At 44.7% G+C, this 22,326-nt stretch carries 23 protein-coding genes; 22 read left to right on the forward strand and 1 reads right to left on the reverse strand.

What is annotated here, in order from left to right:
- The first annotated feature begins 105 nt into the window (after window positions 1-105).
- The 18 genes from MiSe_RS02520 (at window position 106) to MiSe_RS52515 (ending at window position 18,181) form a co-directional block, all read left to right on the forward strand.
- On the forward strand, window positions 106-1,152 hold the full coding sequence (locus MiSe_RS02520) for a Gfo/Idh/MocA family protein (protein ID WP_226574174.1): 1,047 nt from the start codon (window positions 106-108) through the stop codon (window positions 1,150-1,152).
- A complete protein-coding gene (locus MiSe_RS02525) occupies window positions 1,149-1,775 on the forward strand; it encodes an acyltransferase (protein ID WP_226574176.1) in 627 nt (208 codons plus the stop codon). Before MiSe_RS02520 ends, MiSe_RS02525 begins: the two co-directional genes overlap by 4 nt.
- Before the next feature lie 68 nt (window positions 1,776-1,843).
- Window positions 1,844-3,364 (forward strand): ArnT family glycosyltransferase, encoded by a 1,521-nt coding sequence (locus tag MiSe_RS02530; protein ID WP_226574179.1) that lies wholly within the window; start codon window positions 1,844-1,846, stop codon window positions 3,362-3,364.
- Between the two features lie 44 nt (window positions 3,365-3,408).
- Complete coding sequence (locus MiSe_RS02535) at window positions 3,409-4,725, forward strand: NAD(P)/FAD-dependent oxidoreductase (RefSeq protein WP_226574182.1); 1,317 nt, start codon at window positions 3,409-3,411, stop codon at window positions 4,723-4,725.
- A 70-nt stretch (window positions 4,726-4,795) separates the two neighbouring features.
- Window positions 4,796-5,644: a class I SAM-dependent methyltransferase gene (locus tag MiSe_RS02540; RefSeq protein WP_226574185.1), complete on the forward strand. Its 849-nt coding sequence runs from the start codon at window positions 4,796-4,798 to the stop codon at window positions 5,642-5,644.
- Between the two features lie 235 nt (window positions 5,645-5,879).
- Window positions 5,880-6,302: a hypothetical protein gene (locus tag MiSe_RS02545; RefSeq protein WP_226574188.1), complete on the forward strand. Its 423-nt coding sequence runs from the start codon at window positions 5,880-5,882 to the stop codon at window positions 6,300-6,302.
- 98 nt (window positions 6,303-6,400) lie between these two features.
- Complete coding sequence (locus tag MiSe_RS02550) at window positions 6,401-7,981, forward strand: glycosyltransferase family 39 protein (RefSeq protein ID WP_226574191.1); 1,581 nt, start codon at window positions 6,401-6,403, stop codon at window positions 7,979-7,981.
- 69 nt (window positions 7,982-8,050) lie between these two features.
- Entirely contained in the window at window positions 8,051-9,040 is a 990-nt protein-coding gene (locus MiSe_RS02555; RefSeq protein ID WP_226574197.1) for a polysaccharide deacetylase family protein, read from the forward strand.
- 585 nt (window positions 9,041-9,625) lie between these two features.
- On the forward strand, window positions 9,626-10,270 hold the full coding sequence (locus MiSe_RS02560) for a hypothetical protein (RefSeq protein WP_226574210.1): 645 nt from the start codon (window positions 9,626-9,628) through the stop codon (window positions 10,268-10,270).
- A gap of 20 nt (window positions 10,271-10,290) precedes the next feature.
- Complete coding sequence (locus tag MiSe_RS02565) at window positions 10,291-10,965, forward strand: hypothetical protein (protein WP_444980452.1); 675 nt, start codon at window positions 10,291-10,293, stop codon at window positions 10,963-10,965.
- Window positions 10,966-11,138: 173 nt separating this feature from the next.
- Window positions 11,139-12,629 carry a four-carbon acid sugar kinase family protein gene (locus tag MiSe_RS02570; RefSeq protein ID WP_226574216.1) on the forward strand — a complete coding sequence of 497 codons (1,491 nt, stop codon included), beginning with the start codon at window positions 11,139-11,141 and terminating at the stop codon, window positions 12,627-12,629.
- A gap of 212 nt (window positions 12,630-12,841) precedes the next feature.
- The gene (locus MiSe_RS50745; RefSeq protein WP_264196283.1) at window positions 12,842-12,970 is read left to right on the forward strand and encodes a hypothetical protein; all 129 of its coding nucleotides are present in this window, start codon (window positions 12,842-12,844) and stop codon (window positions 12,968-12,970) included.
- Window positions 12,971-13,055: 85 nt separating this feature from the next.
- Complete coding sequence (locus tag MiSe_RS02575; RefSeq protein ID WP_226574219.1) at window positions 13,056-14,966, forward strand: hypothetical protein; 1,911 nt, start codon at window positions 13,056-13,058, stop codon at window positions 14,964-14,966.
- A gap of 493 nt (window positions 14,967-15,459) precedes the next feature.
- Complete coding sequence (gene minC / locus MiSe_RS02580; RefSeq protein WP_226574322.1) at window positions 15,460-16,239, forward strand: septum site-determining protein MinC; 780 nt, start codon at window positions 15,460-15,462, stop codon at window positions 16,237-16,239.
- A gap of 71 nt (window positions 16,240-16,310) precedes the next feature.
- Window positions 16,311-17,108: a septum site-determining protein MinD gene (gene minD, locus MiSe_RS02585; protein WP_226574222.1), complete on the forward strand. Its 798-nt coding sequence runs from the start codon at window positions 16,311-16,313 to the stop codon at window positions 17,106-17,108.
- A 27-nt stretch (window positions 17,109-17,135) separates the two neighbouring features.
- Window positions 17,136-17,408 (forward strand): cell division topological specificity factor MinE, encoded by a 273-nt coding sequence (minE, locus tag MiSe_RS02590; RefSeq protein ID WP_226574225.1) that lies wholly within the window; start codon window positions 17,136-17,138, stop codon window positions 17,406-17,408.
- Between the two features lie 147 nt (window positions 17,409-17,555).
- Window positions 17,556-17,909 (forward strand): helix-turn-helix domain-containing protein, encoded by a 354-nt coding sequence (locus MiSe_RS02595; RefSeq protein ID WP_226574228.1) that lies wholly within the window; start codon window positions 17,556-17,558, stop codon window positions 17,907-17,909.
- 113 nt (window positions 17,910-18,022) lie between these two features.
- Window positions 18,023-18,181, forward strand: coding sequence for a zinc ribbon domain-containing protein (locus MiSe_RS52515; protein ID WP_226574325.1), 159 nt, complete (start codon window positions 18,023-18,025; stop codon window positions 18,179-18,181).
- Here the strand turns inward: MiSe_RS52515 and MiSe_RS02605 are convergent.
- Window positions 18,173-18,490: a hypothetical protein gene (locus MiSe_RS02605; RefSeq protein ID WP_226574231.1), complete on the reverse strand. Its 318-nt coding sequence runs from the start codon at window positions 18,488-18,490 to the stop codon at window positions 18,173-18,175. The two genes, MiSe_RS52515 and MiSe_RS02605, sit on opposite strands and share 9 nt — an antisense overlap.
- Before the next feature lie 597 nt (window positions 18,491-19,087).
- Between MiSe_RS02605 and MiSe_RS02610 the strand changes: the two genes are divergently transcribed.
- The 4 genes from MiSe_RS02610 (at window position 19,088) to MiSe_RS02625 (ending at window position 22,308) form a co-directional block, all read left to right on the forward strand.
- Window positions 19,088-19,573: a hypothetical protein gene (locus MiSe_RS02610; protein ID WP_226574234.1), complete on the forward strand. Its 486-nt coding sequence runs from the start codon at window positions 19,088-19,090 to the stop codon at window positions 19,571-19,573.
- A gap of 61 nt (window positions 19,574-19,634) precedes the next feature.
- Window positions 19,635-20,753: a DegT/DnrJ/EryC1/StrS family aminotransferase gene (locus MiSe_RS02615; protein ID WP_226574237.1), complete on the forward strand. Its 1,119-nt coding sequence runs from the start codon at window positions 19,635-19,637 to the stop codon at window positions 20,751-20,753.
- Between the two features lie 8 nt (window positions 20,754-20,761).
- On the forward strand, window positions 20,762-21,520 hold the full coding sequence (locus tag MiSe_RS02620; RefSeq protein ID WP_226574240.1) for a methyltransferase, TIGR04325 family: 759 nt from the start codon (window positions 20,762-20,764) through the stop codon (window positions 21,518-21,520).
- 5 nt (window positions 21,521-21,525) lie between these two features.
- Window positions 21,526-22,308, forward strand: coding sequence for a class I SAM-dependent DNA methyltransferase (locus tag MiSe_RS02625; RefSeq protein ID WP_226574242.1), 783 nt, complete (start codon window positions 21,526-21,528; stop codon window positions 22,306-22,308).
- Window positions 22,309-22,326 lie beyond the last annotated feature (18 nt).

The raw sequence follows: 22,326 nt of genomic DNA on the forward strand, positions 1-22,326 counted from the left end.
TTCATATAAACCCGGTTTCTTTGCGTAAGTCCCGAGATTGAAATTAAATCGGCAATCTAAAATCTACGATCTTCAATTTCTTTTTGGTAATGAGGATATAAGACTATGGAACCCAAAATTAATTTTGGTTTGGTTGGTGCAGGCAGTATTGCCCAAGCTTACGTGCAAGCATTTGGTACTTGCAAAAATGCCCAGTTAGTAGCCGTCGCAGATATTCGACTTGATGCGGCTAAAACTTTAGCAGCCAAATTAGGATGCCAAAGCTACGACTCTTACCAAGCGATGGCTGAAAGCGAAAAACTGGATGCAGTTATTATTTGCACCCCGCCAATCACCCATCCAGAAATCAGCCTGTATTTTATCGACCGGAAAATTCACGTACTCTGCGAAAAACCTTTCAGCATTGACTCGAAAAGTGCCAAAACAATGCTTGATTCTGCGAAAAAAGCTGGTGTCAAGCTGACAATGGCCTCAAAATTCCGCTACGTCGAGGACGTAATTAAAGCCAGAAATATCGTCAATTCGGGAATTTTGGGAGAAATTGTTTTATTTGAAAATGCCTTTACCGCCCGGGTTGATATGACATGCCGCTGGAATTCTAACCCCAAAGTTAGCGGCGGCGGCGTGTTAATTGATAACGGCACCCACTCGGTTGATATCATGCGCTATTTTCTCGGCCCCCTGGCAGAAGTGCAGGTGGTAGAAGGCAAGCGCATTCAAGGATTAATCGTCGAAGATACGGTGCGGATTTTTGTCACAAGCACCAGCGGAGTGACGGGCAATATCGACCTATCTTGGAGTATTAATAAAGATCTAGATTACTACATCCGCATTTACGGATCTTTAGGTACGATTTCCATCGGCTGGAAAGAATCGAAATATCGTCAATCTACCAGTTCGGATTGGATTGTCTTCGGCAAAGGCTACGACAAAGTCCAAGCATTTGGCAGCCAAATCGAGAACTTCGCGAAAGCCATCCAAGGCGAAGAATCGCTGTTAATTACCTCCCAAGATGCGTTGGCTTCCGTAGAAGTAATTGAAGCAGCTTATGCGGCAATGAACCAAAATCATTGGATGGCGGTTGCCCAAGAAACCAACGCCAGCCAACGATTAAACGGCTTGAAACAATTGTTAGAATTGAGCAAAGTATGAGCGTTCGCATTCATCCCACAGCCATTGTTGAAAAAGACGTAGAAATTGGGGCTGGTTCGTCAGTTTGGGATAGCGTTCACATTCGGCATTCAACCAATATTGGCGAAGAGTGCATTGTGGGCGAAAAAACATACATCGCCTACGGTGTAAAAATTGGCAACCGGGTCAAAATTAACGCCTTTGTCTATATTTGTACGGCGGTGACAATTGAAGATGGGGTGATGATTAGTGCCGGAACAGTCTTCACCAACGATCGCTTTCCCAGAGCAACTACTTCCGACTTGAAACAGTTGCGGACTTCCGATCCGGACGAACATACCTTGCCGACGCTGGTGCGAGAAGGCGCTACGATTGGCGCTCATTGCACAATTGGGAACGATTTGGTCATCGGACGCTTTGCCATGATTGGCATGGGTGCGCTCGTTACCAAGTCCGTGCCGGATTTTCATTTAGCGATTGGACATCCGGCGAGGTCCGTGGGGTGCGTTTGTCGCTGCGGAGAACCACTGGTGAGGTTTTCTGATGATACGCCGCCGGATTTCGACGAGATAACCTGTTCCGCTTGCGGACTCAAGTATGCGATCAAAAATCGCATGGTAATTGAGTTGACGCCCCCAGTTTAAGAATTGCAAATTTTAGATTGCAGATTTGAGATTTAATTTAATCTGAAAGCTGCAATCTGAAATTTAAAATGCCCTCAATGCGATTGACCCGCCTCGACATTCTAGTTCTGGCAACCGTTGTTCTGATCGGATTGATTCACGTGCCTTACCCGTTTGAAGGCGATCAGGCATTGTTTACCATCGGTGCATGGAAAATGAGCCAAGGAGGGATTCTATATCGAGATTTCTGGGACTTGAAGCAGCCTGGGATTTATGCCTTTTACCTGTTAGCCGGATCGATGTTTGGCTTCCATGAGGTGGGCATTCATAGCTTTGAATTGCTTTATATGCTTGCTTTTTCCGCCGTGCTAATAATTACTTTAAAAGATTATTACAGCCAGCGCGCGATCGCCAGTTTAACCCCGCTGCTGACAGTCGGTATTTACTATGGCGTTTCTGGTGCTTGGCATCTGACGCAGTTGGAAGCTTTGGTTGGCTTTCCGATGTTTCTTGCCCTTTATTTTGCTGTTAAAGCTTACCTAGCTCAAAAATATCAGTTTGGATTGCTTTTCCTCTCCGGTGTGATGGGGGGAATTGTGCTGCTATTTAAGCTCATTTTCCTGCCCATCCTGCTGGTTTTTTGGGCGATGGCGCTGATTGATGCTGTGGGGGTGAAAGGGTTTTTTAAGAGGTTGATAGCGATTGGCGTAACCGTCGTTTTGGGAACTTTATTACCATTGGCGATCGCTGGGATATACTTCGCCCAGTTCGACTTGTTGCCCCTGCTTTATCAAAATTTTTTTGAACGTCCGATCCAAATATTTAATCAATCGCCATTTTCGACAAACGAGCGTTTCATCAAGTCAGTCATGTGGTTTATTTCTAGATTGGCGCCGCTGATAGTTTTTGGCTCCATCGGGGCTTATACATTTAAAAGACAGCCAAGAGATTTGATGACGCTTTACCTTGTTTTATGGTTAATATCCGGACTGGGTGTCATCTTGATCCAGTACAAACTTGGTTGGGAATACTATTTCATGTTAATCGTTGTGCCCCTCGGTATTCTAGCTGGTAAAGGCTTAGAGTTCTTGTGGCAGATAATTAGACAAAATCCTGGTTTAAATTTACCTTGTAAAAAAAGAAGCGTGGCAGCGTTTAGTCTAATCTTTCTATTTTCAACTGCATTAATATCTTTAGCTAGGAAGAGTTTTTTCTTAGTACTGGAAGGCTTCGCGATCAAACAAGACCAACAGCGAGGATACCAAAGCCATTTAGCTCCCGATTATCCGACGATTTTAAAGGAAGTGGCATGGCTGAAAAAACCCGAAAGGTTACCTGGAGATATCTATGTTTTTGGCGATCCGCGTTATTATTTATTATCAGGTCGTAAAAGAGCGATCGCATTCCATCTTTGGACTCCCCTAGTACCCGATCAATGGATGCAGTTACGCGAGCAATTGCAGGCAGAGCGACCAGTTTATATTTTCGTCGAAACTAGATTTAGCTTGCTCCTACAAAAACAACCCCAAATTGCCCGTTTCATTGCATCTAACTATAACATTTCGCACCAAAGTAATGCCGGGGTTTGGTACATTTTAAATCGCAAGTAGAGCGGAACTTATTTTAGATTTAATCTCAATCTTCAATTTGGACTATGTTACCAAAAACAGAAAACTGGGCAATTGTAGGAGGCGGTATTTTGGGCATGACCCTTGCCCATCGACTGGCTCAACAAGGAAAAAACGTTACCCTATTTGAGGGAGCTAACGAACTGGGTGGATTGGCAAGTGCTTGGCAGTTGGGGGATATAGTGTGGGATCGGCATTACCACGTGACGTTGCTGTCGGATACCCGCTGGCGATCGCTGCTTGCCGAACTCGGTTTAGAACGAGAAATCGAATGGGTAGAAACCAAAACGGGTTTGTATGCCGATGGCCAACTTTATTCTATCTCTAATTCTATCGAATTCTTGCGCTTTTTCCCTTTGGGATTAATCGACAAGCTGCGGTTTGCTTTCACGATTATCTACGGTTCTAAAATCAACGATTGGAAAAAACTAGAAAAAATCCCCGTCACCGATTGGCTGAAAAAATGGTCGGGAAAACGCGCTTTTGAAAAAATCTGGCTCCCCCTGTTGCGCGCCAAGTTAGGTGACAATTACAAAAAAGCCTCAGCCGCATTTATCTGGGCAATTATTGCCCGACTATATGCCGCGCGTCGCACCGGATTAAAAAAAGAAATGTTTGGCTACGTTCCCGGTGGATCTGCCCGCGTTTTGGAACGATTTGGTCAAGTTTTGGCTGGAGAACACGTCAAAATAAAACTCGGTCATCGAGTCACAAAAGTTGAGCCTATCGGCAGGGGTAAAGTCAGCATCGAGTTTCAAAACCGAGAGCAAGAAACCTTCGATCGCGTTATTTTAACAACCGCCGCCCCCATCGCCGCTCAAGTTTGTTCCGGACTTTCTGAAGCGGAAATTTCCCAGCTTAAAGGCATTGAATATCAAGGAATCATTTGTGCTTCCCTGTTGTTGAAAAAACCCCTTTCCAACTTTTATGTAACGAACATTACCGACACCTGGGTTCCCTTTACCGGCGTCATCGAAATGTCAGCGTTAGTTGACCGCAAATATTTGGGTGGAAATGCCTTAGTTTACCTGCCCAAATACTTACCATCAGACGCTCCGGCATTTTCCCTATCCGACAAAGAGTTGGAGGAAAAATTCGTCCAAGCACTGCTCCAAATGTACCCTCGGTTTGAGCGCAGCGACTTGGTTTGCTTTCAAGTTTCGCGAGTCAGGTACGTGCTGGCAATTTCAACAGTGAATTACTCGGAAAAATTACCGCCAATGCCAACTTCCATACCCGGAGTTTATATTATCAATTCAGCCCATATCGTCAACGGAACGCTGAATGTCAACGAAACAATTCAGCTAGCCGAAAAAGTAGCCGAACAGTTTTTAGCTAACTAGCTCAATTAGCAATTAGCAATTAGCAATTACCAATTACCAATTACCAATTACCAATTACCAATTACCAATTATGAACTGTCCAATTTGCGATGCACCCACGCGCCGTTTGTTTAAAAAGTATGGCTATTGGATCAGAGTTTGCGAAACTTGCTTTCACCAATTCGCCGAACTCAGCCCAACTTTAGCCCATGGGGAACAAGTTTACGGCGACGAATACTTTGAAGGGGGGGGTGCGGGTTATCCCAACTACTTAGGCGAAGCAAAAATTCTTAGATCTCATAGCCGTCGCTACAGCAAAATTTTGGCACGTTACATGCAACCCGGAACGATGCTGGATGTCGGCGCCGCAGCGGGTTTTATCCTTCAAGGGTTCACAGACGGCGGATGGACGGGTAGAGGCATCGAACCGAACCCGCGCATGGCAGAATACGGACGGATGCATCTGGGGTTACCCATCGAGACGGGGACGCTGGAAGAGTTTAAAACCAGCGATTGCTACGACCTCATCACCATGATCCAAGTTATTCCTCACTTTTTCGCTCTCAAAAGTGCTTTGCAGACAGCTGAAAAAGTTACTAAACCCAACGGGTATTGGCTGATTGAAACTTGGAATCGAGAAAGCTTGATGGCGCGAATTTTTGGTAAAAATTGGCACGAATACAGTCCCCCTAGCGTCCTCCACTGGTTCTCCCCTTCTGGACTGCAAAACCTCACCACACAGTTTGGCTTTCGCGAAATTGCCAGAGGAAGACCCTCAAAATGGATTCAAGCTTCCCACGGGAAATCTCTACTTGGTTACAAGCTAAAAGGATCGACCTTGGGAAAACTGGCGATGAAGGTAGTTAATTTGATTCCCGACGATCTATCCATCCCTTACCCGTCAGAGGATCTTTTCTGGGCGCTGTATCAAAAACAATAGTTAATTGATTTGAAATTTCAGATTTTAGATTTGAGATTTCAGATTTCAAATTCTAAGATTTGTTGCTGATGCGGGCATCCCAGACAAAATCAATCTAAAATCTCCTATCTAAAATCTAAAATTACTGTAAGCTGTTTGGCGATCAAATGGTTCCATAAATTATCGATCGTGGGGTGCATATATCGCGAACAGAAACAGACAGGTATTACCCAAAAACCAGGGGGCTATAATGAAAATGCCTCGTCACAACTTGACGTTAACCAGAAACCCGGTTACTTCGGTTTTTGGCATCATTCCTAACAGAATTAAGCTGCTCCTTTTTGGCCTATTCATTCTGGGTGCTGTTTTAAAAACCTTAGATATAGGACAGCCAATCGGCGTAGACAACCTCCTATCTTGGCGGGAAACGGATATTAGCGGCATCGCCAGAAATTTTTATCGCGAAGTGATGAATTTGTTCTACCCCAGAATTGATTGGCGAGGAGATGGCCCCGCCTATGTAGAAATGGAATTTCCCCTCTATCCTTGGTTAATTTCAGGACTTACGCAAGACGAGAAAAGAAACCCGGTTTCGACCGTCGTTCGCGAAGCGGAAGGGAGGCATATCTCTCGCCACCAAACCAAGGATTTTTCGGAGAAACCGGCAACTTGCGCGTAAGTCCTGAATTTCTGACTTGCGTCGAACATTTCCTGCAATTCGAGAATGCCAACAAGCCGTTGTGTTTGAATTAACTCCCAAGCTCAAAAAATAAACCTATGAACGCGAAAATATCCCAGGGGCTATCTACATCAGCGCTAAAATTCCTAGTTATCGCTTTGTTAGCGCTAGGCATATTTTGTCGATTCGTTAACCTTGACCAAAAAGCTTACTGGCTGGATGAAGCTTTTACCTCGCTGCATCTTTCTGGTTATTCAGATCGAGAAGTAGAGAATCAAATTGTTAACGCTGGGATCGTTAGCGTTGCAGAGTTACTCAAGTATCAGTATCCCAGTCCTGAAAAAACAGTTTTTGATACGGTCGATCGGATTGCGGAAACAGCACCGGAATTGCCACCGCTGTATTTTGCGCTCGCTAGATTTTGGCTCCAGTTATTCGGCAATTCCATCACCGCGCTCCGCAGTCTGTCTGCCATAATTAGCTTGCTAGTTTTTCCCAGCATTTATTGGCTGTGTCTGGAACTCTTTAAATCCCCATCAGTCGGGTGGATAGCGCTCGCTTTAATAGCCGTTTCACCGTTTCACGTCCTCTTCGCCCAAGAAGCGCGACCTTATAGTTTGTGGACGGTAATAATTTTACTATCTAATGCTTCGCTGCTGCGAGCAATGCGGCTACAAACAAAGCTCAGTTGGATCGCTTATGCAGTCACTGTAATCTTGGGGTTGTATACTCATCTATTTTCGGCTTTACTGTTTTTCACTCAAGGGGTTTATGCAGTCTTAAGCCAACGCTTTCGATTGACTAAAACTCTAATTTGCTATCGAATTGCCTCGGTAATATCGCTCATAGCTTTTGCCCCTTGGCTTTACCCAGCTATAATTACCATATCTCGATATCCAAAGCAACCTGTAGAAGCAGCAACAACCGCGTATACCATCACCTTAGTTAAAGGTTGGATTCGCGGGTTTGGCTTGTTTTTTGCCGATTTTAGCATCGATGAAACCAGTGGTTTAATTGCCGTAATTTTATTTTGTATTTTGCTAGTATTTATTTTAGCATTAGTCTGGTATTCGATTTATTATTTATGTATAAATAACCCTCCAAATGTTGGGTTATTTGTTTTGATATCAATCGCACTACCTCCGCTAGTAATAATTTTATTAGATTTAATGCAAGGGCAAATCAGATCGACGATATCTCGTTATTTCGTATCTAGCGGTTTGTTCGTGCAGCTAACAGTTGCTTACCTGTTGGCAAATAAACTGGGGAAAACTTACGAGCGACCGTTAAAACATCAACAATGGAAAATTGCCGCGCTCGCTTTACTTTCCGTAGGCGTGTTATCCTGCGTAACTATCTCCCAATCCCCAGTTTGGTGGACGAAAGCTGAAGATAAAAATAATCATAAAGTGGCTGAGATTATTAACAAAGCCAAGAAACCACTAATTGTCAGCGATGCTTTTTTTGTGAAAATGTTCCCCCTCAGCCATGTTTTAGATGAAAAAGTGAAAATTCAGTTATTACCTAGCCCAAAGATAGCCAAAATTACTCAAGGTTTTAGCGATGTGTTTTTGTACAAAATTTCTCAAAAATTAATCGATGAATTAAAACAAAAACAGCAGCTTAAAGTAGAACCAGTTTACCCCCAGTATCTATGGCAAGTGAAGCAGAAAAATTGACGGTAACCGGCTAAGGCTTTAAAAAATAAAAACGACCATTACCAATTCCCAATTACCCATTACCAATTGATGATGAACGCAAACAAGAAACCAATTGCTAGCCTATCCCTAGATCTGGATAACAAGTGGTCTTACATGAAAACCCACGGAGATCCGGGTTGGGAAACTTTTCCCTCTTACTTGGATATTGTAGTGCCGCGTTTTATAGACTTTCTTGGGGAAAGAAATCTAACAATCACCGTTTTTATCGTCGGTCAGGATGCGGCATTAGAAAAGAACCATGCAGCACTCAGATCGATTGCTGAGGCGGGACACGAAATCGGAAATCACTCGTTTAAGCACGAACCTTGGTTACACCTTTACTCTGAAGAAGAGATAGAAAAAGAGATTGCGAGCGCAGAATACCATATCGAACAAGCCACTGGCAAAAAACCCATTGGCTTTCGCGGCCCAGGATTCAGCATTTCCCGCAGCACATTGCAAGTTTTAGCACGACGCGGCTATCAGTACGAGGCTTCCACCTTTCCCACTTTCCTCGGCCCACTGGCAAGAGCTTACTACTTTATGACCAGTAAATTGAGCCAGGAAGAAATGGAACAGCGGAAAGTTCTTTTTGGCACGTTCGATGAAGGATTTCGACCCCTCAAACCCTACCAGTGGCAGTTAAATACTGGCGGACTCATAGAAATTCCAGTAACGACGCTGCCGATTTTTAAAGTGCCGATTCATTTCAGCTATTTGCTTTATTTAAGCGTATTTTCTGCCCCCCTGGCGCGGCTTTATTTCCATATCGCTTTGAAACTCTGCCGCTTAACGGGAACGCAACCTTCCTTGCTATTGCACCCGCTCGATTTTCTCGGCGGCGATGACATTCCAGAGCTATCTTTTTTCCCAGCAATGAACCTTCCCGGTTACAAAAAATTAGCCTTGCTCAGTAAGTTAGTTGGCCTGCTATCCGAGCAATTTACGATAGTAACAATGCAGCAACACGCTGAGTTAGCAACTGAACGGGTCAAACTTCCCAGGGTAGAACCCCGCTTCCGTCAGGTAGGAGTTTAAAAGACTCAGAACTTACGCTCATATTCCCGGTTTCTACGAAAAATCCTTGGTTTGGAAGAGATCGACGGTCTCACCTTTGTTTCTTTTCTCGTCGTGGGTAAGTCCTGAGACTTTTAGGTGGCGATATCGATTGGCAATTTTGACGCTGGATTGCTCCGAAAAGCTGGCTACGATCAAAACTTCAATTCTTCCTGAATCTCCATCAGCGTTCCACTAGGTCTTAGCAGTACATTTGTTCTAGATCGGGGCTGTGCTTGCAAGTCCCTTCAAGTCCCTCTCCTAGTAAGACGCCATCGGCGGCGCTTTTGGCGTCAGCAGGCTAGAATGCAGAGGATGGGGGACTTGCAAGCAAGACCCTAGAGTGCGGTCAAAAACAGTTGGTGATATGAAGTCCGGTCAATTGCCCGTAATAAAAATTGTTTGTAGTCAGGACTTCAGTCCTTACTAGGATGACGGATAAGGACTAAAGTCCTGACTACGAACTTATTAAGGTCATAGGACCGGATATGATATCACCAATAATGCACCTCGATTTATACTATGGGTGAAAAGCCGCACATCATATGATAGAGAGAACGCGCCACTATGCAAAAGGATTTACAAGGTTTAGAAATTACTAAAGGAGAACTCAAACGCTTAAGTGGTGTGAGTGTAAATGCTGTGTTCAAACCCGCTTCACCGCGTAAGTTTTTAGCGGAAATTCTCAAAACAGTTGGCCTCATCGGGATACTTTCGGTCAGCTGTATTTTTCTAGTTCAAGTTTTTCCTACCCATCGTATACTTTTAATTATAGTGCATTTGCTGCTAGCAGCTTGGTTAGTTATTGAGGATGCCATAAAGATATATTTAAGTCAAAAACACCGTCATTTTATCAGTATTATAGAAGATGTAGAACGCTATAACGCCGTGATTCAAAGTATCGATATTAATGACCAAATCGAAGCCGCCGGAAACCCCGGAGTCCGATTACAGCAAAGATCGCGGGTGATTCAAGCCCTTAAACTAACGCGGGAAGATTTAATCCGCGCTTTAAAGACTGAGAGGATTTTAAGGGAAAACGAGCATTTTATCAAACTGAATCCCGAACTATTTGCTAATAATTTAACCGCGTTAGCAGCCTTGCAAGTAGGCGAAAAAGCCAGCGAGTACGGGCGGCTTTTAAATGAAGCGTTTGAAATTGGCATGAGCATCCAAGACGAAATGAGACAATTGCAAAATCGGCAGTTATGAAAGAGGAGAATTGGCATTCCATGCAACCAGATTTAGTCGGGTTAGAAATTACCAAGGGAGAACTAAAACGTCTGATTGGAGTCGATCCAGATGATGTTTTCAGAACCTCGATTTTGCGAAATGCCCAAAAGCGCTGGAGTTTGTTCTTAAATGAAATACTAATAGGTTTGGCACTCACCCCCATTATCGTCGGGGTAATTTACACATTTGTTATCTTTCCTATTCTGGGGTCATCTATTCCCACTGCGATCGCATTGCTAATTATAGTCCCAATTATAGTGGCGACGGGTCGGTGGTTTTTGAGTCAAAAAAACCGTTCTAAGTTGCTCGTCAGCCTGCTGGATGAAGTCGATAAATATCATGCAGTTATCAACGCTATCCATATAAACGACCAGTTGGAAGCAGCGGGAACAGCAGGGACAAGTTTAAGCGATCGCGCAAAAGTTATTGCAGGATTGCAACTCACCAGAGACGATCTAGTTCGCGCGTTGAAAACCGAAAGAATTTTAAGAGAAAACAAGCAAGTAATATCTACCAATCCAGAACTATTTGCCAATAATTTGAGAACCTTGCAAGCAATGCAAACTAGCAGCGACCAAGCCAGCGAGTACGGACGGCTACTCAACGATGCATTGCAGATAGCAGTAGACGTTCAAGCAGAAATGAGGAAATTGCAACAGAAAAGAATTGGGTAATTGGTAATTGGTAATTGCTCATTGCTCATTGCTCATTGCTCATGGGAATATTTTCCAGATCTACCATTAGCCTTTAGCCATTAGCAAATCTGAAATCTGAAATCTGAAATCTGAAATTTGCAATTATCCTGAGACAATGAGGACTGAAGTCCTCACTACGAACTTACAAGAAGATGGCAACCAAACCCAAAATTATTGTATTAGATGACGACCCCACCGGATCGCAAACCGTTCACAGCTGCTTGCTGCTAACGCGCTGGGATGTGGAAACGTTGCGTTTGGGGTTGGTTGATGAATCGCCCATTTTCTTCGTGCTGACCAATACGAGGGCGCTAACTCCAGAACAAGCTACCGCCGTTACCAAAGAAGTATGCCAGAACTTAAAACAGGCGATCGCAGGATCCCCCCCAACCCCCCCTTCTCAAGGCGGGGCAGTATCCCCCCCAACCCCCCCTTCTCAAGGCGGGGCAGTATCCCCCCCAACCCCCCCTTGGCAAGGGGGGGCAGTATCCCCCCCAACCCCCCCTTGGCAAGGGGGGGCAGGATCTCCCCCAACCCCCCCTTGGCAAGGGGGGGCTACGGGGGGGATCCTGATTGTCAGTCGTTCCGATTCCACCCTGCGGGGACATTATCCGATTGAAACCGACGTTATCGCCCAAGAACTTGGCCCATTTGATGCCCATTTTCTCGTTCCGGCATTTTTCGAGGGCGGACGTCTCACCAAGGATAGCGTGCATTATCTCATAGTTAACGGTGTCGAAACGCCCGTACACGAAACCGAATTTGCCCGCGATTCGGTTTTCGGATATCGTCACAGTTACTTACCCGATTATGTAGAAGAAAAAACCCAAGGTAAGATTAAAGCCGATGCTGTAGAGCGATTTTTACTCGCAGATATTCGCGCCGGAAGTTTGGAACGACTGATGCAATTAACTAACAATACTTGTGGCGTCGTAGATGGAGAAACTCAAGCAGATTTAAACCAATTTGCCGCCGATATTCTCACCGCAGCGAGTCAAGGAAAGCGCTTTCTATTCCGCAGTGCTGCCAGCATTTTAACTTCCCTGGCGAATTTAGGCCCTCAACCTGTCGCCGCAGACGATATGGCGCAGTACGTGCGCCAGGGAAAACCGGGTGCGGTTATTGTCGGTTCACACGTCAAAAAGACGACCGAACAATTGGGACGCTTGCTGCAAGAATCCGGTATCGTTGGTGTTGAAATTGATGTATCTCACTTGCTAGATGATTCTCCAGCACAACGCGACCAACTTTTGCATCAAATTCTCCAACAAGTTCGAGATGCTCATAATGCGGGAAAAACGCCGGTAGTATATACAAGTCGTCAGGAACTTACATTTAACGACGTAGAAACTCGTCTGGCATTTGGGGCTGCGGTTTCGGCTTTGTTAATGGATGTGGTGCGCGGTTTACCCGCCGATATTGGGTTTTTGATTAGTAAAGGGGGAATTACTTCTAATGATGTTTTGAGTACGGGTTTGGCTTTAACTGCGGCGCGATTGCTGGGACAAATTTTAGCCGGATGTTCTATGGTACGTACCCCTGTTGACCATCCTTTGTTTCCGAATTTGCCCGTAGTTTTGTTTCCGGGAAATGTGGGAGATGCGGATGCGTTGGCGACAATTTATCGGCGACTAACTCGGTAATGTGAATGCGATCGCCCGATGAAGGCGATCGCACCAGATAGCAACGACCATCCTATCACCTTTGTTTCTGCCTCGATCTCTAGTTGCCAAACTTACATCTTGCACCAGATGCCGACACCGCAAGACAAGGACTAACCATTTTCCAGCCTGCTAAGCTACGGCTATGGTTGTATAGCCCCACCCTTAAGGGTGCGGGCGATCCCAGGTGCAAGATGTCAGCAAACCAACAATTTTTCCCAGAAACCCGGTTTCTTTTGTACGAAGGTATTAATATCAAAGGGGGCACGGGGTTGACCGAGGCACAGAACGCCACCCTGAAACCATTAGGCGCGATTTTGTAAAAGTACCCAAATTTACTGCACTTCCACGGTAACTTTGGCAAACTAGAAAAGGTAACAACTCAAGCGGAAGGATTGAGGGATATTTATGAATTTGCTAAAGCCTACAAAAGTTTCCACTTTTTTTGAAAATATTTTGGCGACAAGCAACAGGGAATTTCCCACATTATTAGTTTTATCCGTCGCCATAATTATTTCGAGTCTTTATGGAGCAAATAGAGGATTAAACTGGTCAGATTATGGTCAAATATTTCACTTCGGAAATCGCATCCTAAATGGCGACTTCCCCTATCGAGATTTTTCTTATCAAACTGGCTTTATCGCCATTTTCGTCAATGCTTTTTTTCAAAAATTGCTCGGACAGTATTACTTTTCAAGTCTAGTAGTTGGATTGTTAGTAAAACTATTTACCTTACTGGCTTTATATTTTACACTTAGACAATTCACCTCTAGATTTATATCTATTAACATTTGTATCGGATTCTCCCTGCTCGCTCCCGAATTGATTAGTTCAGGACATGAGTATTGGGTCAATCTGTTTTTAACAATTGCCGGACTATTTATAGTTATAGGCTGCAAAAACCTAGAATCACAAAATGCATACTTATACATTTTGCTAGCGGGAATTTATCTAGGTTTAACTGTAGGATTGCGCCAAAGTAATGGCATACTTTGCATATTAGTTACCTCAGTGGTTATTCTGTGTCATTCTCTCAAATATGGGAAAGCATATATTCAAAAAGTTACCCTTCCCTTAATCGCAGGTGTGTGTGTAAGCTTGGTAGCGATCGCTTCCTTTCTTCTGCTCAATAAAGCCATGTCAGCAGCGATTTATGAACTATTTATCGCCGCAGGCGAAAAAAAGAATTTTAGTGCCTTCTCTGGAGCGTTAGATGCTTTATCAGGAGGGGCATTCTTTGGTTCTTCTGTCACCAACGCCATCATAAAAAATATCTTATACAATGTTATTCCATTGTTGATAATCGGAGGAATTTTTATTTTAATTAAATCAGCTTCAAATTCGCCAAAACAGCAAGCCTTCAACCATAAAATTGGCGTTTTAATTCCTGTTTTAGCAATCCTGGGGATAGCTATCCAAGAAATTGCTCGGTTTGGTTCAACTGGAAATCATAGTATAGGTCAAATTATTTCGGAAATATTTATTTATGATATTCCGAGAATTTCTTTGAGTATAGCTTTGTTAATGGGTTGTTTGTGGCCAACAAAAACCGAAGCTTTTTTAGGCTTATCAGCACCAATATTTTCAATTTTGGTAGCGTTTACCTTGGGAACAGTTTGGTCGATGCAAATGTCGTGGGTGGGGCGCAGCTATGTCAGCACAAGGATGTTGATTGCGCTAGTCATGCTAGTAGCGATCGCGTCTAATCAAATTCCTAATGCCTGGAAAAAAAGACTATCAACGGCATTTTTATTAGTAGCAATCGGTGTATTTTATAGTCAGGTTATTAGTCATTCTCTTGGACAAGAAGGGATTTATGTCGGGTTTTACAAAAATAACTATAGCCTGAACCACCCGATGACAAAATTTATTACAGTACATCAGGAAAAAGCGAAGGCTTTCTCGATGCTGCGTCAATATATTAAGCCAGGTGACTCTTGCTTTATATACGGTTCCGCCCCCATATTATATACTTTACTAGACTGCAAAAATCCGACAAGGAACGATGTAGCATATGCCGATGCCGTGACACTAAATGATGCGCGCAAAGCAGTTGCTGCGTTAAAAGCAAACCCACCTGAGTGGATAATAGAAACACCTCTAGCTCCAGCAATTGAAAAGGAATCGAAAAATCCACCGTCTTTTTATGACTTTGCTGGGCAACCAGGGCCGATTGAACTCCGCGCGGGATTAAAAGATATGATAAAAAATTATCGATTAGTAAGCCAAGTTAAAGAGCTGTTTCCAGAAGCAGAAAAATTAGAGACTAGAGATTTCGATCAAGTGCTTAAATATCGGTTGTACAAGCTTGAACCATAACCACATACAAATCTGCTCTTGTTCTTGGCGTCCTTGGCGTCTTGGCGGTTCGTTTAAAGGACAGTCCCGCATTGAGAAACATGGTTTCTGACTGATAGAGGTTTCTTCACCGAAAAATTGGGTCTTTTGCCCCGTCCTTCTAGGACGGCTTTTATCAACGCAAGTTTTTCCCAGTAGGTTAGTGGACTAGCGAGTAGACGCGCTTTCTAGAGCAAATGGGGCTGTCCGGGGTATCCCGGTTGTAGAAAAAACATCTGGAGTCCAAGCATACGCAAGCTCCTGGTGGCAACCCAGAATGTAAGCCAGCCTGGAGGCTCGTGGTACATCTTAAATGCTCCCCAATTAGAGACTAGAGGTGTATTGCAGGGCTAGTGAAAACGACCGCAGTGAAGATGGTGGCGAAAGCTCCCGTGCTTGGGCCGGGAGTAAGCTTAAAATTGGACTGGCTCGTAATATAGTTAATTTGTCAGTAGCCGCAGAGGCAGATCGTCCCATGACTGTTGATTCTTCAGTTCCATCAAGGGTGGAGACAGTTACCACTAGCCCCCAGGAAGTAGACCAACGCCTCTCTGTCCAGCTTAAAAGCGAGGAAGGACGCTTGGTGTTGATATTCCCACCGGACACCGATCCAAAAGATGCTGCGATCGCTTGGTCAGAAATTTGGCAACAACTCAAACAGCGTCTCGGCGGTGGCGATCGTTTTTGGCAACCGAACACCCCTGTGGATCTAATGGCGCAAAATCGCTTGTTGGATGGACGGCAATTGCAAGAAGTTGCCGACGCCTTGGGCGAATACCAACTGACTCTGGCAAAAGTTCATACCAGTCGCCGCCAAACTGCCGTTGCCGCCGCCACTGCGGGGTACTGCGTCGAACAACACTCAGCGATCGCATCCCTCAATCAACCGATCGCCACCCCCGGACAGGCAATGGCAGAACCGCTATACTTAGAAACTACCCTCCGCTCTGGCATGGAAATTCGCCATCCCGGCACCGTAGTCATCTTGGGCGACCTCAACCCCGGCAGTATGGTCGTCGCCGATGGCGATATTCTAGTCTGGGGCAGGCTGCGGGGCGTCGCCCACGCCGGTGCTAAAGGCAATACCGGGTGTTTAATTATGGCGCTGCAAATGGAACCGACTCAACTGCGAATTGCAGATTACCTGGCGAGGGCACCGGAAAAACCACCCGCCCAATTTTTCCCAGAAGTCGCTTACGTAACCCCAACGGGCATTCGCATCGCCAAAGCAGCAGGTTTTACCAGACCGCAATAATTGCCAGGTGGGCAGGTGAAAATTAGCAATTAGCAATTAGCCATTAGCAATTACCAAATCCAAAATCCGCTATGGGTCGTATTATTGTCATCGCATCTGGCAAAGGAGGAGTGGGTAAGACCACCTGTACCGCCAATATTGGCATGGCGCTTGCTCAACAAGGTCGTAACGTCGTTGTTGTAGATGCCGATTTTGGTCTGAGAAATTTAGACTTACTTCTGGGGTTGGAAAACCGCATCGTCTACACCGCAGTCGAAGTAATTACCGGCGAGTGCAAGCTAGACCAAGCTTTGGTAAAAGATAAACGACAACCCCGACTGGCACTGTTACCAGCAGCGCAAACTCGCACCAAGGAAGCAGTTAATCCCGACCAGATGAAAAACTTGGTCGGCGAGTTGGCAAAATCCTATGAATACGTTTTAATCGACTCTCCTGCCGGAATTGAGATGGGTTTTCGCAATGCGATCGCCGGCGCACAAGAAGCTTTGATCGTCACCACCCCCGAAATTGCCGCCGTCCGCGACGCCGACAGAGTGATTGGCATGTTGGAAACCCACAGCGTCAAGCGGATGCACTTGATCGTCAACCGCATCCGCCCCAAAATGGTGCAAGCCAATGAAATGATGTCGGTGCAAGACGTTCAGGAAATTTTGGCAATTCCCCTCATCGGCATTGTCCCCGATGACGAGCGCATTATCGTCTCTAGCAACCGTGGCGAACCTCTATCACTGGCAACCGAGCTTTCTTTACCAGGAAACGCTTATCATAACATCGCTCGCCGTTTGGCAGGCGAAAAAGTCGAATTCCTTGACCTGGAACTACCCCCCGACGGCTTCTTGACCCGCCTCCGTCGCCTGTTTCAGAATTAGTCGTAATTTTGGCCATAGCGAACAACCATGATTAACCAACTGCTAGAACGGCTTTTTCCTTGGACAGGCGCTAAAAACAGCCGCGAGGATGTCAAGCGTCGCCTCAAACTTGTGATCGCCCACGATCGCACGGGACTTTCCCCGGAGGCGATGGAGTCAATGCGACAGGAAATCTTGGAAGTTGTTTCTCGTTACGTCGAACTCGACGGCGAGGGGTTAGAGTTTTCCATTGAAAGCCAAGAACGCGCTACGGCATTAATTGCCAATTTGCCCATTCGACGGGTGAAGGAAGATTCTTAGGGGTAGGCGATACAAAAGCGGCAACGCTGCCCGATCGCGATCGGGTGCATGACTAAATAATCGAATCGCAGGACTTACTTGGACAATAGACAACTTCCCATCTATGTTATAATTTGCCGATGTCTTGGTCAATTTGGCTCCAGCTGGATGCAATTAGGTTTCAAAACCAAAGTGAAAGTAACTCTTGTTCAATCGCAGTTATTGCCTCAACATGCTGGTTACAGCCATTGGGTTTATAACTGGGCAATTGCGACAATTGAAGATTTTTATCAGTCTGGTGTGAAACATAGCTGCAATGATGCTCGTAAGTTTTACACAAACCACGTTAAGCCAGAATATGCTTGGATGAATCAAATATCATCTAAGGTTTACGTTTATGCATTTGAGCAGCTAAAAGCAGCATACAAACGTTTTTTTGCTCAGATTGCAGCCCTACCTACTTTCAAAAAGAAAGGTAAGTCAAAAGACTCTTTTACGGTTGAAACACCACTAACTCTTTGACTACTGACCTATGCAAGAATCACGCCGTGGTAGTCATTGAAAATCTCAATCTTTGTGGCATGTTACAAAACCATAAATTGGCTAGTGCCGTGGCAGATTGTGCCTTTGGGTAAATTGAACGACAGTTCAAATATAAAACCCAAAAATTGAAGAGCAGGTTAATACAAGTCGATCGATTTTATCCTTCGTCTCAATTATGTCCTGTCTGTCAGGCTAAGCATAAAATGCCATTGTCTGGCAAGCATTTATACATGCTCATGTGGTTATTCTAGAGACAGAGATGAGAATGCTGGGTTCAACTTGTGCTTATATGGTTGGAAGACAATATTCCCTGATGCAATAACCGGAGAGTTATAAAGGTGATGCTCGTGGAGGGTTAAAGCTTTAGGCAGCACCCGTTGAAACGATAAAAGAGTAAAAGGAAAACCTTGGTTTGTCCGGGGCAAGTCCAATGAAATTATAACTGAGTAGACTCGATCCTCAGCACGCGATCGCAAGCGATCGCTCCCCATCTCAGCAGTAATACCAGCATTTACGGCAAATTTAGGCTTAAATTTTCGGTAAATTATCTGGAAGGACAATAGATGTTAAATCATGTCAGGCTTTTCACCCTTAATTAAAACTCAGAGCGTCACCGCTCTCCCTTGTCACCGCGTCAGTCCTAACTATGGGTAATCAAACGCACATGATATTACTCCTCTTATTGTTGCAGCAGCTACCTCAAGGTTCTGGACAAACCATAACCCAACCTTAACATTGATTTAACCGAAGAATGTATATACTACAAAAAGTTTGATGGAATAAAATAGCGGTTTACGCTCAGATGAGGGAGAGCGGGGATCTCGGAAAGACAAGGAAGATAAAAAAGAATTCTTCCATCTCTTCCCCACTCTTGCAAATGCTTTAGCTCACTGAATATTGAAAACCGCTATCAATATATTAATCGCGACTTACGCAAACACCAAAGTTTATCTGAAAAATCGTTGGTTTGGCAACTAGAGATATACGTAGAAACCCGGTTTCTATGATCGTCGTGCGTAAGTACTTTTAATGGTAGTAATTTTTTTAAAAAAAGTAGTTGAAAATACATAGATGTATAAAAATGTAAATTTAACAGCAGGTTTGACAAAATTTAGCAGTCAGATATAATAGAGAAAGAAAGAAAAAAAAGAGGCATTATGTCAAGTGTATTAGAGCGGCAACTAATTCAAAAAGTCACTCATGACGGGAGTGTTCTGGGAATCATCATATCTGCCAATTTCAGAGAACCAGGGATTCACTTTTTTACACCAAGTAACTTATCGCAACAAGTTGCTTACATGCGGCATAGTAAGGGAAAAGTGATTCAACCTCACGTTCATAATCCCGTGCCTCGAGAAGTATACCATACTCAAGAAGTTATTCTAATTAAACAGGGTAAGCTGCGAGTAGACTTTTATACCGAACAGCAACAATACCTGGAAAGCCACATTCTTTATGCAGGGGATACAATCTTGCTGATTCAAGGTGGGCATGGCTTCGAGGTGATTGAAGAGGTGGAAATGATTGAAATTAAACAGGGTCCTTATGTTGGAGACCATGATAAGACGCGGTTTTTTGCTCACCAGAGAGGTGAGAAATATATCTCAACGCCATCACGCGCGGTTAGCTCCTGCATAGTATAAAATTGGCAAGGCTAGCCGATTGATCCACGATTGATCCAAAAACATAGAACGCAACTTTTTTATGGCAGATTTCATTCCGGTTAATCAGCCAATTTTGGATGGCAAAGAAAAGCAATACCTCAACGAATGCATTGATACGGGCTGGATTTCTTCAGAAGGTCCGTTTGTGCAAAAGTTTGAGGAAGAATTGGCGGCACGGGTTAACCGCAAGCACGGTATTGCTGTCACAAATGGTTCGGCTGCTTTGGATGCGGCGATTGCTGCGTTGGAAATTGGGCCGGGAGATGAGGTAATTCTCCCGACTTTTACGATTATTTCCTGTGCAGCAGCTGTAGTAAGAGCAGGAGCGAAACCTGTTGTGGTGGACTCAGATCCGCGCACGTGGAACATGGACGTGTCGGCAATCGCTGAAAAAATAACTCCGCGCACAAAAGCGATTCTGATCGTCCATATATATGGATTAACCGTTGATGTAGACCCCATCCTCCAACTTGCCCAGCAGCACGGGTTGTCGATCATAGAAGATGCTGCTGAAATGCACGGACAAACCTATAAGGGTAAACCCTGCGGCAGCTTTGGCGACCTGAGTACTTTCAGCTTCTACCCCAACAAGCACATCACTACGGGCGAAGGAGGCATGATTGTCACCAATGACGATCGTCTAGCAGCTCGTTGTCGCTCTCTCCGTAACCTTTGTTTTCAGCCGCAACAGCGATTTGTCCACGAAGAGTTGGGCTGGAACTTGAGGATGACAAACCTGCAAGCAGCGTTAGGTTTAGCTCAGCTAGAAAGGCTCGATGAGTTTGTCGCCCGCAAGCGCCGCATGGGGCAGTACTATACTCAGTTATTATCCGATGTTCCGGGATTGGAACTCCCCCTAGCTGCTACTGCTTACTCAGATAATATTTATTGGGTTTACGGTGTAGTTTTGAACGAGGAAGTACCTTTCGATGCAGCTTACGCAATGAAGCGTTTGGGACAGCACCAAATTGGTACCCGGCCATTTTTCTGGGGAATGCACGAACAACCCGTATTCAAAAAAATGGGCTTGTTTGAAGGCGAGTCGTATCCGGTGGCAGAACGTCTAGCGCGGCGAGGGTTTTACGTACCCAGTGGAATGGCACTCACAACGACGCAGATTGAGCTTGTCGCATCTGCATTGAAGGAAATTTTAAAGTAGGAGGAGTAATGGAACCGACTCAGTTGATGCGATCGCTCTACTGGTATCTCCGCTTTCCAGGAGCTTATGGCAGCTATCGGGGCATTTTTGCCACGACCGAACAAGCGATCGCATCAGCACCAAAAAACCGCAAGATAGGCTACAACCACGCCGATTTAGCCAAAGAGTATCAAAGCAACTTTTATAAAGCAATTGGTTCCTACGACTATCCAATCCTGTTTTGGCTCAAGGATCTGCTGCAAGAAGGCTCTACAGTCTTTGACTTTGGTGGAAATATGGGCAACCATTTTTATGGGTATGAGAAATATATTAAATATCCCCAAAATTTTAAATGGATTGTTTGCGAATTACCAGAAATTATTAAAGCAGGAGAAGAAATAGCCGCTCAAGAAAAAAGGACAGAAATTGTCTTCACCAGTCAGTTTGAAGAGGCAGAAAAAGCCAATATCCTGATGGCATCAGGCTCAATTCAATACCTGGGACCAAACTTCGCACAATTACTGTCAAAGCTTAACCGCAAACCCAACCATTTACTGCTGAGTCGATTACCGCTGTGTGAAGGAAAGTCGTTTGTCACATTGCAAAATGGAGGGCTGGTATTTTATCCCGTCAATGTCATGAATCGGGATGAATTCATCGAGTCTATCTGTGGGTTGGGCTATAAATTAATCGACAGTTGGAAAGATCGCGCTGAACCTTGTTCAGTTCCCTTTCACCCAGAGTTTACCTCCCTAGTTTTTAACGGTTTGTACTTGAAGTTGAGCTAAAAAAAATGCAGGTTTTTGGCAATTACGCTAGCTATTACGATTTACTGTACCGGGATAAGGACTACATCGGCGAAGCAAACCACGTCCATACCCTAATACAAAGGTATATGCCGGAGGCAGAAACTATTCTGGAACTGGGTTGTGGTACGGGAATTCATGCTTCCTTATTGGCAGATAAAGGGTATCAAATTTGTGGTGTAGACCGCAGTAAAGAAATGCTGGAGTCGGCGCAGCAACGGTTATTAACTCTTAGCCAGGAGCGAGCATCTAAGTTGCAGTTCGTGCTAGGTGATATGCAAACTGTGCGGTTGGATAAAAAATTTGATGTCGTGATATCGTTGTTTCACGTGGTGAGTTATCAGACAACAAATCAGGCGTTACAAGCTGCGTTTGCAACTGCCAAAGAGCATCTGAAACCAGGAGGGATATTTCTATTTGACTGTTGGTACGGACCAGCAGTATTGAGCGATCGCCCGATGGTGCGAGTCAAGCGCCTAGAGGATGAAAAAATTATGGTGACTCGAATTGCTGAACCCGTACTGCACCCAAATCAAAATACTGTGGATGTCAAATATCAAGTATTAATACGCGATCGCACCACCGATGCCGTAGAAGAACTGCGAGAGGTTCACGCAATGCGATACTTATTTAAGCCAGAAGTCGATTGGCTGTTTTCCCAGCACGAATTTGACTCGATTGCCACTGGTGAGTGGATGACGGATCGAGATCCAGGGTGCAACACTTGGAATGTCTATTTTGTCGGCAGATATCAAACCAGATCCGCATAGATACATTGCAAAGGAGAC

This window comes from Microseira wollei NIES-4236 (assembly GCF_020521235.1).
GTDB lineage: Bacteria > Cyanobacteriota > Cyanobacteriia > Cyanobacteriales > Aerosakkonemataceae > Microseira > Microseira wollei.